This is a genomic window from Oribacterium sp. KHPX15 (genome assembly GCF_900107835.1).
Taxonomy (GTDB): domain Bacteria; phylum Bacillota; class Clostridia; order Lachnospirales; family Lachnospiraceae; genus Oribacterium.
Genome location: NZ_FNRG01000008.1, coordinates 1 through 14,624, shown reverse-complemented (window position 1 = coordinate 14,624; position 14,624 = coordinate 1). Strand labels below are relative to the sequence as shown.

Here is a 14,624-nt window from a genome sequence, read left to right as displayed (position 1 = left end):
GAACATAAGCCCGTGGAATGACCTCAAATGGATAAAACCGGTTTTGGAGTCAATGATAGTAAGCCAGTGGAATGACCTCAGATGGATAAAACCGGCTCTGATTCACACATCTTCTTCTATGTGCAAATCAGAGCCCGTTTAATTATTTATGAGATTTTTCTGATGTCGCGTGTTGCGATTACAGCTACGCCGGTGCCGGCTGCATCTTCTATGAGGACGTCACCGATGCTGATGGGTGCCTTGCAAACTGCGTGGTTGATATCCTGCATAACTGCGAAGATTTTGTCTTTTGGAATGTCGTTTGCTGTTTTGCAGGAAACTCTTTCCTTGTCGCCTTCTTTTACGGCTATGGTAGAAGTTACGATTCTTGTAGGATTAGTAACCTCTTTTCTTGCATATATGTCGCCTCTCTTGCAGGTGTTTCCCGAAACCGAAAGGACTTCTCCTTTATCCATCTCGACTGTGAGTTGGCAGCCCATGGGACAGCCGATACAGGTCAAATGTCTCTGCTCCATAATTCTATTCTCCTATAAGCATTTGTTTCTCGCCGTTTTTTCTGACATACAGTCAGATCTGATCGACTCATATTCACTGGATATAATCTATATGACACTGTTACGAATACATCTTCCTACGGATGTTTTCACCCGTCCTTAAAAAGTGTCATGTAATCCGTATTTACTTTTAATTAGGAAGACATCTTCCTGCGGATGCTTTTGCACATCCACAGAAAGTGTCATATAAACCATGTTTACTCTTTTTCAATCTTGATGGTTATGGTCTCCATCTCAGGTCTTGCCAGCAGGTCTTCCTTCTTTACGATGATCTGTTCCATTTCGCCCGGTGCCAGGATCTGGCGCTTTCTGTGCTGAACTCTCTCGTCTCCGTAATATACAGAAACGTAGGAATCCTTATATACATCGCCGACACGGAAACGGACTGTCAGATTCTCATCCATACGGCCGGGGTCGATGGTTGAAGGAACTGTGTATCTTGCACCGTCGGTTGCAGCAAGCTTAATGAGCTTTCCGGAGGCGTTTTCATCAAGCTGTCCCTTTACATACTTTACTGCGTTCTCTCCGGCACGTCCGGCCTCTTCTGAAACGTAATCTACGAGGTCGTGTACGTGAAGGACATTACCACAGGCGAAGATGCCGGGAACATTGGTCTCGAGGCTCTCGTTTACAACAGGGCCTGAGGTGATGCGGCTCATTTCAATGCCGGCGGACTGTGAAAGCTCATTCTCAGGTATAAGTCCGCAGGAAAGAAGAAGTGTGTCGCAGGTGTAGCGCTCTTCTGTTCCGGGGATCGGCTTACGATCCGGACCAACCTCAGCGATGGTTACAGCGGAGATGTGCTCCTTGCCTTCGATGTCGATGACTGTGTGTGAAAGCTTGAGAGGGATTCCGAAGTCGTCAAGACACTGTACGATGTTTCTCTTGAGTCCGCCTGAGTAAGGCATGAGCTCGGCAACAACCTTTACCTTTGCGCCTTCAAGTGTCATACGGCGTGCCATGATGAGTCCAATGTCTCCGGAGCCCAGTATAACAACTTCTCTTCCGGGCATGTAGCCTTCGATGTTAACAAGTCTCTGTGCGGTCCCTGCTGAGAAGATTCCGGCGGGTCTGTAGCCCGGGATATTGAGAGCTCCTCTCGGACGCTCGCGGCATCCCATGGCGAGGATTACTGCTCCTGCCTGAATCCGGAACATTCCGTCTGTGCGGTTCATGGCTGTGATGACCTTTTCAGGAGAGATGTCCATTACCATGGTGTTCAGTTTGTATTCAATGTTAAGGTCCAGGGCCTGCCGGATGAAGCGGCCTGCGTACTCGGGACCTGTAAGTTCCTCTTTAAATGTGTGAAGTCCGAATCCGTTGTGGATGCACTGGTTAAGGATTCCTCCCAGCTCTCCGTCTCTCTCAAGGATGAGAATGCTGTCGCAGCCGGCTTTCTTAGCGGCTACTGCTGCGGCAAGACCTGCGGGTCCTCCACCGACTATTACGATATCTACATTATTCATTCTGCTACCTCCTTGGAGTGCTCAAGCACGATCTGGGATTTTCCGCCGCTCTTTGTGATCTCTGTAAGTGGAAGTCCCAGCTCTCTTGCAAGGATATCCATTACACGGGGACTGCAGAAACCTGCCTGACAGCGTCCCATTCCTGCTCTGGTTCTTCTCTTAATGCCGTCCAGTGAACGTGCGCCCAGAGGTCTGTGAATGGCATCAAGTATCTCGCCTTCTGTTACAGACTCACATCTGCAGATAATCTGTCCGTATGCAGGATTCTTCTTGATAAGTACATTTCTTTCTTCTAATGAAAGCTTCTTGGGATCAAGCACATCTTTTCTTGTAGCGATCCAGTTTTCTTTCTCTGTAAGCTTCATCATGTCGCGAAGGAGATTTCCGATGTACTCTCCGATTGCCGGTGAGCTTGAAAGTCCCGGTGACTCGATACCAGCACAGTCGATGAAGCCCGGTGCATCCTTAACTTCTCCAAGGATGAATTCCTGATTATCTTCATGAGCACGAAGTCCTGAGAAGGAAGTGATAACACTTCTTAATGGAAGGTTCTTTACATTCTCGGAAGCCTTGGCTGTAATCTGATCCATTCCAAACTGAGTTGTGTTGGTTGCATCCTTATCATCCTGATCGATGGCTGTAGGTCCTACAAGGAGGTTTCCATGAACTGTAGGTGCTACCAGAACGCCCTTACCGAATTTATTGGGCTGAGGAAAAATAGTGTGACTTACGTGATCCCCTACTGTTCTGTCCAGGAGGTAATACTCTCCGCGGCGCTCTATGATATGAATCTTCTCTTCACTTACCATGTTGTGGAATACGTCTGCGTAAACGCCGGCAGCATTAACAACATATCTTGTCTTGTACTCGCCGTTATTGGTGCGGAGATGCCAGAGACCGTCTTCTCCCTTGGTGATCTTCTCAACGCGGGTGTTAAAGCGGAAGTCTACGCCGTTAACATTGGCATTCTCTGCCATGGCGATGTTAAGCTTGAAGGGGCAGATGATTCCGGCTGTCTCTGCATAAAGAGCACCCTGAACGTTTTCGGAAAGGTTAGGCTCCATTGCGAGGGCTTCTTCTCTGTTCAGAAGCTTCATGCCGGGAACGCCGTTCTTAACGCCCTTGTCATAGAGCTCCTTAAGTCCCGGAAGCATTTCCTCATGGACACATACAACCAGTGAACCGTTTCTTTTGAAAGGAACGTCCAGATCCTTGCAAAGCTGATCCATCATGTAGTTTCCACGAACGTTCATCTTTGCCATGTTTGATTCGGGCTCAGCATCGTAGCCTGCGTGGATAATGGCGCTGTTTGCTTTTGAAGTACCGCAGCATACGTCCTCTTCCTTATCAAGAACACATACTTCTACATTGTAGCGGGAAAGCTCTCTCGCTACGGCTGCACCGGTGACACCGGCTCCAATAATGATCACATCATAAGTCATGATTTATTATCTCCTCGTTTTATAATTGGATGATTTACATTGTTTATAATGATTACCGGTCCGGATCCGGGTTTTCATACTAATATGGTTAATTAAAGGTATCTTTTGGCCTCACATTTTATACCAAGCCAAGGTGGCTTTTATATATTGACTTTATTTATCTCTTGTCCCAGCCGAAGGTAGCCTTTACTGCCTGATTCCATCCGCGGATTTCTTCTTCTCTTTGTTCCGCTCTCATCTCAGGATGGAATTCTTTATCTATCTGCCAGTTCTTCTTGACGTCTTCCTTGTCATTCCAGAAGCCGGTTGCAAGTCCTGCAAGATAAGCGGCTCCCATGGCTGTGGTCTCAACACATTTAGGTCTGTGTACCGGAGCATCGATGATGTCTGACTGGAACTGCATCAGGAAGTTGTTCTTGCAGGCACCGCCGTCTACCTTAAGTGATGTAAGGTGAATGTTGGAATCCTTTTCCATGGCTCTCAGCACGTCGTTTGTCTGGAATGCTAATGACTCCAGCGTCGCTCTGATGATGTGGTATTTGTTTACGCCACGGGTAAGTCCTGTGATGACGCCTCTTGCAAATGGATCCCAGTAAGGAGCGCCCAGTCCTGTAAAGGCAGGTACCACATAACAGCCGTTTGTATTCTTAACTCTTGTGGCGAAGTACTCGGAATCTGCCGAACTGTCGATGACTCTAAGCTCATCTCTCAGCCACTGAATGGCTGCACCTGCTACATAAACCGAACCTTCGAGAGCGTAATTTACTTTTCCGTCGATTCCCCATGCGATGGTAGTGAGAAGTCCGTTCTTTGAAAATACCGGTTTCTCTCCTGTGTTCATCAGCATGAAGCAACCGGTTCCGTAAGTGTTCTTGGCTTCTCCTGAATCGAAGCAGGTCTGTCCGAACAATGCACACTGCTGGTCTCCGCCGGCCCCCGCGATCTTGATGGGGCCTCCGAAGAACTCAGGATCTGACTCTCCGTAAACATAGCTGCTTGGCTTAACTTCAGGAAGCATGCAGCGTGGAATGTTGAGCTTCTCCAGGATTTCATCATCCCAGTCAAGAGTATTGATATTGAAAAGCATGGTTCTGGAAGCATTGGAATAATCTGTTACATGAACTTTTCCCTTTGTGAGCTTCCATATGAGCCAGGTGTCTACTGTTCCGAAAAGCAGCTCTCCTTTTTCCGCTCTTTCCTGTGCGTTCGGCATATGATGGAGGATCCACTGAAGCTTTGTGGCTGAGAAGTATGGGTCAATGATGAGGCCGGTCTTCTTCTGGAAGCTTTCCTCAAGTCCTTCCTTCTTCAGTTCTTCGGCTGCGTCGGCGGTTCGACGGCATTGCCATACGATTGCGTGACATAAAGGCTGACCTGTGAGCTTGTCCCAAACGATAGTGGTCTCACGCTGGTTTGTGATACCGATGGAAACGATATCCTCGAAGGTTGCTCCGATCTTCTGCATTGCACGTCTCGCTACAGAAAGCTGTGACTGCCAGATCTCACCGGCGTCATGCTCAACCCAGCCGGGCTGAGGGAAAAACTGTGTGAATTCCTTCTGCGCTACCGAGCAGATATTTCCTGCTTTGTCAAAGAGAATGCAGCGGTTACTGGTTGTACCGGAATCCATGGCCATTACGTATTTAGACATTTATATATTCCTCCATATCACTTACTGATTTAATTGTTTTACGAACATCTGCCCGATATATTTCTTAATTTAAAGGCAGATTTGATGTGACAACCTTAGTTTGTAAACCTGTCACATTTTCATTAGTAGTAAAACTACATGTTCCGTATTTCCGAATTAAGTTGAAATTGATTTTATATATCCCAGATCTTCTGGTTTGTGGTTGAAATTGAAATCACTCCGTTGTTCAGGGCGTTAAGTACTTCTTCTTTGGTACTGATGAGGCCGCTCGCCATGATGCGGACTCTTGAGATCCTTCGTAAATTCTCGAAGAACTCCGGAAGAAGTATTCCAGGCAGAACCTCGATGATGTCCGGCTGTATATCCTGGTGGCTCTGCTTCTCAAAGTTCTGAAGAGCGATAGTGTCCAGCATGAAGAATCTGAGGACTGTATTTAACCCAAGCTCTTTTGCGTGTTTTATAAGGTTCTGTTTTGTTGTGATGATGCCGTCGGCCTCTGTGTGTTCTTTTATGAAATCCAGTGAGATTTCCTTGGATGTGAGACCGTTAATGAGGTCCATGTGAACCACTACTGTTTTTCCCGCATCCTTGATCCGTTTCACGATATTCGGGATGCTGCAGACGTCGCCATAGAGAACGAAGATGACTCCAATGTCGGTTTCGAGACATTTCTCCAGTCCCGCATCATCCTTTATTGCAGCAATGACCGGATTGTCCTCGATTTTTTCGATAAAGTCTTGTCTTAGCATGTTTTTACCTCGTTTTGGGCACAAAAAAAGAGTACAGCTAGTAAGCAGCCTTCATAAACTGCTTACTGCCATACTCTCTACTCTCCGTGGCAAAATATTTATGGATGCATTCTAGCACTTTAAGATTAAATGTACAACAGAAAACAGCAAAAAAGCCAAAAATTTTTTTCAGCTGTGTTTGTGCCTTGTCTATTTTACACTATAAATGCGGTCAGAGCCAGTAGACATCTACTTGTTATTTTATGGATAAAAAAAGAAACGAGAAGCTCGCAACAGTGAAATGCGATAATAACCCGTTTCTTGTCTTAGTTTATATCAAACTATAATTATTATGTCAATGTCATATTTTGTGTCCAATCAGTGTAGGAGTTTCTTATTAAGACCTACTATGTCTGTAATACTGCCATTGAAGAGTGCCATCATTTCTGTAAAATCTTGTCATTTTGGGATCGACGGTGTTGTAGATTAAGTTTTCTAAATCCCACTCGCAGATGTAGATTGTCTGGAACGGAGATTTTTCTATGTCATACAGGAAGATATTGGCCTCACCGTTCCATTTCCATTGAGGCATCAGGTTTAGCATATTCCGATACTCTTCTGCTGTAACAAACAAGAATAAGTCTGTATCTCCATATGGATACTTCTTGCCCTTGTCGTCGATTATCTCCCGAAGGATTGCATCGGTACATTGCTTGATAATGGGACAGTCTGACTGATGACATTCTTCATTTAAAAATACCTTATCATCTCCAACAGCCTTACATCCCTGATTCCTCAGCCTCTGGATGAATTCAGTATTATATCTTGTATGAGTCACCTCGATAAATCTTCCATCCTTGTATCGGAGATCCGGCATCTTCGGCCTGGAATTGTCGTCAGTATATTCTTCATCCATCTCTATTCCGATGTTCTCAAGAATTTCAAGCGCTTCATTTTCGCCTTGTTTTCGTTTAATCATTGCATGCTATTTATTCTTAGTGATTCTTCTTGAAGCTCCTTAGTTACAATCACCCTGTCTTTATCGGAAACTTCAAGGTTATTAAATGCCTGATCTAAAGTAAAAGAAGCATTTTTCATCAAATTTTTAATGTTCTGTACTAAATTACTAATTCTATTTGTCTCAGCATATTGTTTTGCATATCTTTCAACTTTTTCACTCACGATATCACGACCTTTCTCTGTTTCTTTAAAATGATGAAGACCTTCTGCCAAAAGTTTGAAATTCATGTTTTCTGATGATTTCGCATTAAAGTCCTCAATCAACTAGCCCATTGATATTATTATGGTTTTGAATATAGACACTTACTTCTGCTTCCTGCATTAAATTCTGTATCTCCTTAAATCTATAATATCATTGATAAACATTCCTAACAATCAGTAAACCAATCATTGTTAATTCTTTATTGTTAGAGAAAAATGTTGCATTCATTTATTACTGATTGCAGTTCATATGTCATCAATGCATAAACCTTAACACAACTTTTATTCTTTTCATATTGTCTAAATTCCGACCATATATATGATTTTTGGAATTGAAAAAGCCTCTCTCGTCTTCAAAAACGAGAGAGGCTTTAAATGTATTCAAATTATAATCTATTTACAATATACTCCGGTGTATCTTTAACTACCACAGAAGTTACTCGACCTTCTGCTTCATGAGCATCCCAGACAGCTCCGGTTCCGATATGCTCTGCGCCATAATCATCAAAATCAAATTCGATAGTAGCGTTTTTTCTTGTAACACCCTGATCTCCGTGATCATCTGATGTCAACGTATTATAAAACGGAAGGTTGTCTGCCAGACCGGACCAGTTGTTACTCAGGTTGGTCGGAACCTCAACATTGTAGATTGATATCTGAGCTATTCTTCCATTATGATAATTTATAGACCCTACAATTTTATCTCCGTCCTTAATCACATAGGTGTTAAGAACGTAATCATAGTTGTCGTCATTTGCATTATAAGTAATATATTCAACCATGGCCCTTGAGTAAGCGCTGCGAATGTTGGCTACCGCCACTGCATCCCTGCTTTCCTCAAGCTTATCTGTATATACATTTAAACAAGCAGCCACAAGTACACCTATTATAGCCGCAACTATGAGAAGTTCTGCTAACTGATAACCTTTTAATGATATTGTTTTCATGTATTGCCCTCACTACAATCACAAATCCTCGTATATATTAACTCTAAATCTGTATTTTTAATATAGGCCATAAGTTAAAATTTTATAAAATATTTTAAGTATATTTAGTTTATTTCTGACTATATGGATTAAAAAACACATTAAAAATGCCTCTCTCGTCTGCAAACGAGGGAGGCGGCTCTCACTGAGAGCTAAATAACATCTATTCGGAGCATCCACTTTGGAGTGGGTACTATCCTTACTGATAATATATCATTTGTGATTATAATTTCCAATAAAAAGCCAGAATTATGTTATACTTGAACAATGCCGCAGGTAACAGTTCAGCCGGTGGACCACTAACCCCGTCCCCATGGTCCACCGGCTGAACTGTTACTCTTTTCTTTCATTGTTGCGATGATTATCTTTGTTTTCCCGTTTCAAACGCTCCGAAGCATTTCTCACTTCTTCCGATGTGATGGTGACAATGTTTGGATTTTTATATCGTACTTCTTCTAATGCTTCCTCATAATTGTTGATGAAGAACTCAATGCTTTCACGCATCAGCTGCATGGCGGAGCTTATCTCGTTATCGTATACGATGAGACGGCATTCGGCCATAGCCCTGGTATCGGCATGGCTGATTTTGTTTCTGACTTCTCCAAGATGATAATAGGCGTAAAGAACTTTCTGTACGGTTATAGTGTCGTCGCAGGCTGTGTGACCTGTTATTTTTTCAGGTGATTCATTATCTATGGACAGGATTCTGAGATAGGAATAGATTTTATTTCTGTCTTCACCTTTGGAACCGTTTAGTATTACAGCCGAACGGTCATAAGTCTTGATGAAATAGTGTTCTATGTCCTCCATCTTATAGTATTCATAAGGTTTCAATGCCAGACGCTGATGTGCAAGGATCTTAATGACATCTGCAGCCTTGTTCTCGTCATCGCAATAGTAGAAAATACCTGATCTGACAATATTTGCAGGTGCATGGGATTCGATCAGAGTCAATACCTGTTGGTACAGCTGATGCTTATAGGTCCATTTGATAAGTTCTATAAACGGAATTGTGCCGTCACCTTCAAGAAGTGGCTTATAATCCGCCTTGATACATTCGGCGATGATACCGAACAACAATCCATATTCACTTTCTTCTTTCCAGGATGACTCATCCCGGAATATCTCGTGCAGACGGTCTATGCCTTCCTGAACCTCAGGGATATTACACATGGAAATGCCTACATCAACATGGCGTGCAGCATAGATAAGCTTGCTTATCCTTTCATCCTGTACACCAGAATTCTCCCAGAAATTCACAAGCATATCTGTCTTACTGTAGTTAAGAAATGCATGAGCTGCCGAAACAAGTTTTGTGGATTTGGAAAGTGCCGTGCTGTCTTCTATTTTTACCGTCAGGCTTCCTGCAGGATCTATCACCTTGTATATTTTCTTAAGACAAACATTGCTCCCGGGAGTAGATATAAGGATGTCAAGCATGTTGAGGATGAGCTGACCGTCTATAGCGGAATCATTACTTAGAACTACATAAAGATTTATCTCATCTTCTCCCCCGTTTACGACCGGATCTGTGTCAAGCATGCTGTTGACCCAGAACTCCCGTTTTTCAAGCATAACCGCCGGGATGTATCGCGCAGAGACATTTTCATTCACTTCAAGACACTCAAGCTTTGCAGATGGCTTTAATTCGTTATACAGATAGTTCTCTACCCACTTGACAACTTGTGCCGTATTTTTTCTTAGATCCGGAAGTGACGTAAAGAGGTAAGTTATTAATTTCTCATATAGATCCCGGTTACCGGAAAGCTCATCAAAAAATCGGTTAAGACGTTTTGTTTCCCGCTCTGAATACGACTCCTGAAAATCATTTATGAGTTTGACCAGATTCTCACGAAGTGCCTCATCCACTAAGGTATCACTATCCTCCTCGGTACTGACTTCATTTATGAACTGTGCCATGCGATATCTGTAAAGATCAAATGCAGAATAATGAGTCTCAGAGTAAGCATTGGCCAAATACTCTGCATCCTTTAGCTTAAAACTCTTTTCAACGTCCATGTCGGTCCCAAGCTTTAGTGATGGAAATTTTTCTTCTCCGATGATCAGGATCTCCGCAACAGGTACACGCGCCAGAATCAGCTTTGTTCCGGCCTCAATGCTCTGCATGGCTTCACAATAATTAAAACCGAATTCACTTTTAGCAGAGTAATATCTCGGTTTTCTATCGTCACGAGATACATCCAGTGTTGTAAGAAGAATATTTTTAGTCATGTGCGCACCTCATCGAAATACTATTTTTCGCTTATACATACAATGATCTTTACATATATCCGCTATAACATTACCAAGTTTTTCATAAGCCACATCATACTCATCATAAGTATTTTCCAAACTTACCTTAAAATCCATACACAAACCACCTCTAGCTGCATTTGTAAATATAAAATAATATTAGCATAAGTACGAAAGTCTCTCAATTAAGTTGAAAAATCAAGACAGCTTATCTTTCGTTACTTAAATTCCACCGGTAAACCCACTACAATATGACTAATGACTACATCAATCAAAACGCAAAAACGAGGAATCGCATTTATTGCAATTCCTCGTTTTAATTGTAATAGGTCTATTTCTGACTATAAGGCTTATATATCACATAAATAATGCCTCTCTCGTCTGCCAACGAGGGAGGCGGCTCTTACTGAGAGCTAAATAACCATAACTCGGGAGCATCCACTTTGGAGTGGGTACTTTCCTACTACTGATATAACATTTTTAAGTAATGCTTTCAATAAGCTTCTTGAGGTTATTCATTCTTCATTTAATATGGTCGATCAAACAAAATCAACAGATGTCACATAACCTTCTGCATCATAGCCATCCCAGTTTGATCCATCAACACCTCCATCATGGGAGTGTCCGCTTCCGCTTTCATCGAAATTGAAGACAATCATATATTTTCTCGGAACACCGGTATCTCCATCATTCCAGGGTCTCATATGACCATGAAATGGAAGACTGTCACCCATACCGGACCAATCATTTGCCTTGGTGCTTTTAATTTCTACATTCATCACACATATCTGGACTATTCTTCCCTTTCTAAAATTAACAGTCATAACACGTGTTCCGGAGGAATTGTTAACATCATAACTATGAACTGCATCGTCCATGCGACTGTCTGAAAAAGAATTGGTTAAGTATTCAGCCATAGCCTGAGCATAAGCACTGCGGATATTGGCAATTGAAGCTGCATCTCTGCTTCTTTCAAGCTGGTTGGTAAATATAGGTATACTGATAGATACAAGTATACCTATGATGGCTACAACAATAAGCAGTTCAGCTAATGTGAAACCTTTTCTTGATAGTCTATTCATATTTTCCCCTCTTAAAAATTATAACTATACTTTATTTTACAATATAATCGATATATTTAATAGTATTTATAAGAGATTATTATTGGAATTTACTAAGGAATGGTAATTGTTCGGTTGAACAGACAGAACGTATGTGCTATATTAAAAAAGCGGTTCATCCGCTTTACAAGTACCCATGACGAGGTGGTAATCTCCCGAGCCATATTATAAGGTGCTCCATTATTTGGATGTCACTGTGGAAGGGAGGTGGCGCACATGACGGACTACGAAATCTTAATGATTATGCTGACTTTGTTGGCATTGCTTTTTACGGCTTGTGGTTTCTTACTGGCGTTGCTTAGCTTTCTCGATAAGAGAAACAACAAGCGAAAAAAATAAAGCCTCTCTCGTCTGCAAACAAGAGAGGCGGCTCTCACTGAGAGCTAAATAACATCTATTGGGAGCATCCACTTTGGAGTGGGTACTTTCCTTATAAGTAATATATCATTTGTGATTATGTTTTTCAATATCTGACCGGAATTCCGGGAATTATCATTAATCTATCTTAAACCAAGCCTCATCTATGTTATCAAACATATTTGCATATTGCACGTATTGATACATTTGGATGAGAGGGTCATCTGAAAGATCATTTACACCGGCATAGAGTCTGCCTTCATTATCAAGCACACCCTGGGATGTGATAACTGGATACTTTTCATAAACATCCTTCATCATCTTGAGGTAAGGCGGCAGCTTATATCCTGCTCTCTCCAAAATAAGAAGTGGCAGGAAGTTTGCACTTAACTGGTAATTCTCCACCTGTTCCGAATCATAATTCGTCCAGATAAACATCTCCGTCTTATACTTATTTAATCCACCGACATTGTTGTTGAAAATATAGAAATCATTTTCAACTCCAAGACCCGGCTGATGATCCCCAAAGAATATGATCATGGTTTTTTCATCTGAATTCTGATAATGCTTAATCAACTCTTCTACAGCTTCATCCGATTTTGCAACAAGGGACAGATATACTTGTGCATCAGTTGTCGGTATCAGCATCGCACTTTCATTCTTGGGAACGTCTTCAAAGGTTTCATATCCACTATGGTTCTGGTAGGTAACATTGAAGAAAAATTCTGGAACCTTCTCTTCATCATCAACCGATTCTATAAACCTGTAGTTTGACTGATCATCAGGTAAAAGATGTAAATATTCTATGTCCTTATACTCATCACGAGAATAATATTTATCGAATCCAAGCAAGGTGTAAACATTATTTCTGTTCCAAGAGTCCTTGCCTCCGGGATGGAATGAGGCAGTCTTAAACCCGTCTTCCTTAAAATATTCGGCAAGAGACCAAAGATTATGTTTTATATGCTGGGAATACGGATAAGAACCTGAAGGAAAAAATGCCAGGGAGTTTCCGGTTAATGCCTCGAACTCGGTATTACAGGTTCCGCCGCCATAAACTGAAGCGTACATGGTTCCGTGAAGTGTGTTCTCATCCATACTGTCAATAAACGGCTGCACATCCACTTTCCCGGTCATTCCGGAATCACGAAGATCTGAATATGCTTCGTTCATGATCATGATGATCCTTGATGGCTTTTCATTAGCTAATTGTTCATCTTCGCTTTTGCGATAATGTTCAATATACTCCTCAACCTTTTTCCTTGAATAACCCTCAGGCTCCCTTACAAAGGAACTGAAAAATGAACGGGTGAACGAAAGGACCATTCCCTCTGAATAGAAATCATCAAGAAGCTTAGCGTTCCATACAAAGGTATTGAGCTGCTTATAGATGGGATTGTTGAGACATAAAGTAAACAAAACAACCGAGATGACTATGCCGATAGCCCGATTACGAAATGATACTTTTTTCTTATCCTTTAAGCTGATCCGCACAAGGCTAATGCTTAAACCCAGCCATAGAATGAAACTGAAAATCATCAGCGGAGTGGGAACTAAATTGTAGCCACCCATAACCTCTCCGGCTGTCTGTATGGCATATAGGTCTGAAGGCATGACAGGCTTTGACCTAAAAAGAATGACAAAGTAGTTAATGCAGTACCATGAAAGTAGCACAAAAGTTCCAAGGATCGTTCCGGCATAATGTTTAGTCAGGCAATTTATCACATTACAAACCAGGAAAACTATGATCCAGTTTAAGAAGAAGAAATCGTAAGTGATGTATGATAACGTGTTGTTTATCCACATGCCGAGTAACAGAAATGTAACTGTCATGGAGACGGAAAGAAGTGGGCATTTCCAGTTCTTAACGTTGTATTTTGTGATTATCGTACTTGCGATGAAAGTTACAATAAGAGTGATGATTGTGACTAAAGAAAAATACGCCACCCAAAACCAAATAGGAATAAAATCATATCCTCTTATCATGAACATACTTTCAACATCCGGGTCGTCTATGGAAAGACCAAATTCATCATTTTCCAAAAATGGCGTAATTCCACCATTTAAATAGGTGTGCTGACCTAGATCAATTCCAGAAGTTTCTACAGTAGTTATTCCAAGAATTGAAGTTGAGAAAGAATGGAATACTATCCTTTTAACACCACCCTTGTTACTGAATATGAGATTTTTAAGATCATAGTCATTTTCATTCGAAATCAAGTTTATATTATCGGTATCATCTCCTAAGACCCATTCATTACTATGAAAAATATTCAGAGCAGAGAAACTTTTATTATAGGACTCAAGATGCCCGTTCTCATGTTCTATACTTACATTAATATTCAATGAAAATGTAACCGGAAAATAGCCGATAAATAATAGAGTGAAAATGACAGGAAACAAGCAACAAAATATAAATATATTATGATTTAGAAATTTTTTGAATATTAATATAAGCTTCTGCATGTTATTTATCTCTTTGAATTAAAACATAAAATATATATATGACTCAAACTTCCCACACCCAAAAGGTGTGATGCACCTTGAAAACTCTATACTTTAGACAAATAAAAAGGCATAGGTCGCTTTCAAATAAGGTATAATGAATTTACCACAAAACATTTACCAAGAAAGGACTTACGCCATATGCATATCTTACCACAAGGACAGCACTCAGAGGAAGAAATTAATTGCTCAGTTTCGGATTTTATTTCAACCTTTAAGGTAGGTAACTTACTCCGTAAATGCAATGCCGAAAAGCAAAAGGGAATCCCTGTAATAAATATCTTTCGGTATAAGTTTGTAAATGTTTTTTCAAGAAGCAGCATGTACATGCAGATGAAGA

12 protein-coding genes and 1 pseudogene are annotated in these 14,624 nt (G+C 41.4%); 1 reads left to right on the top strand and 12 read right to left on the bottom strand.

Translation table 11 applies throughout. The annotated features are described in order from the left end of the window. Positions 1–146: 146 nt before the first annotated feature. The 12 genes from BLV86_RS06780 to BLV86_RS06730 form a co-directional block, all read right to left on the bottom strand. Positions 147–515 carry a DUF1667 domain-containing protein gene (locus BLV86_RS06780; protein WP_090815840.1) on the bottom strand — a complete coding sequence of 123 codons (369 nt, stop codon included), beginning with the start codon at positions 513–515 and terminating at the stop codon, positions 147–149. Positions 516–751: 236 nt separating this feature from the next. Beyond that, entirely contained in the window at positions 752–2,020 is a 1,269-nt protein-coding gene (locus BLV86_RS06775; RefSeq protein ID WP_090815839.1) for an NAD(P)/FAD-dependent oxidoreductase, read from the bottom strand. Then, positions 2,017–3,462, bottom strand: a complete 1,446-nt coding sequence (locus BLV86_RS06770; RefSeq protein WP_090815838.1) for an NAD(P)/FAD-dependent oxidoreductase — start codon at positions 3,460–3,462, stop codon at positions 2,017–2,019. Before BLV86_RS06770 ends, BLV86_RS06775 begins: the two co-directional genes overlap by 4 nt. A 157-nt stretch (positions 3,463–3,619) precedes the next feature. Next, positions 3,620–5,113, bottom strand: coding sequence for a glycerol kinase GlpK (glpK, locus tag BLV86_RS06765; RefSeq protein ID WP_090815837.1), 1,494 nt, complete (start codon positions 5,111–5,113; stop codon positions 3,620–3,622). Positions 5,114–5,286: 173 nt separating this feature from the next. After that, a complete protein-coding gene (locus tag BLV86_RS06760) occupies positions 5,287–5,862 on the bottom strand; it encodes a glycerol-3-phosphate responsive antiterminator (RefSeq protein ID WP_031549443.1) in 576 nt (191 codons plus the stop codon). Between the two features lie 376 nt (positions 5,863–6,238). Beyond that, positions 6,239–6,820 carry a hypothetical protein gene (locus tag BLV86_RS06755; RefSeq protein ID WP_090815835.1) on the bottom strand — a complete coding sequence of 194 codons (582 nt, stop codon included), beginning with the start codon at positions 6,818–6,820 and terminating at the stop codon, positions 6,239–6,241. Further along, entirely contained in the window at positions 6,817–7,089 is a 273-nt protein-coding gene (locus BLV86_RS06750; protein ID WP_031549446.1) for a hypothetical protein, read from the bottom strand. Before BLV86_RS06750 ends, BLV86_RS06755 begins: the two co-directional genes overlap by 4 nt. 359 nt (positions 7,090–7,448) lie before the next feature. Beyond that, positions 7,449–8,009, bottom strand: coding sequence for a hypothetical protein (locus tag BLV86_RS06745; protein ID WP_090815833.1), 561 nt, complete (start codon positions 8,007–8,009; stop codon positions 7,449–7,451). A 372-nt stretch (positions 8,010–8,381) separates the two neighbouring features. Beyond that, the gene (locus BLV86_RS06740) at positions 8,382–10,280 is read right to left on the bottom strand and encodes a hypothetical protein (protein ID WP_090815831.1); all 1,899 of its coding nucleotides are present in this window, start codon (positions 10,278–10,280) and stop codon (positions 8,382–8,384) included. 9 nt (positions 10,281–10,289) lie between these two features. After that, positions 10,290–10,418, bottom strand: coding sequence for a hypothetical protein (locus BLV86_RS18450; RefSeq protein ID WP_278308775.1), 129 nt, complete (start codon positions 10,416–10,418; stop codon positions 10,290–10,292). Positions 10,419–10,840: 422 nt separating this feature from the next. Next, positions 10,841–11,383, bottom strand: a complete 543-nt coding sequence (locus tag BLV86_RS06735; RefSeq protein ID WP_090815829.1) for a type IV pilin protein — start codon at positions 11,381–11,383, stop codon at positions 10,841–10,843. Positions 11,384–11,917: 534 nt separating this feature from the next. After that, the gene (locus BLV86_RS06730) at positions 11,918–13,999 is read right to left on the bottom strand and encodes an LTA synthase family protein (RefSeq protein WP_175456463.1); all 2,082 of its coding nucleotides are present in this window, start codon (positions 13,997–13,999) and stop codon (positions 11,918–11,920) included. 426 nt (positions 14,000–14,425) lie between these two features. Between BLV86_RS06730 and BLV86_RS18085 the strand changes: the two are divergent. Further along, positions 14,426–14,624, top strand: a pseudogene (locus tag BLV86_RS18085) (IS4 family transposase); the annotation flags it as partial.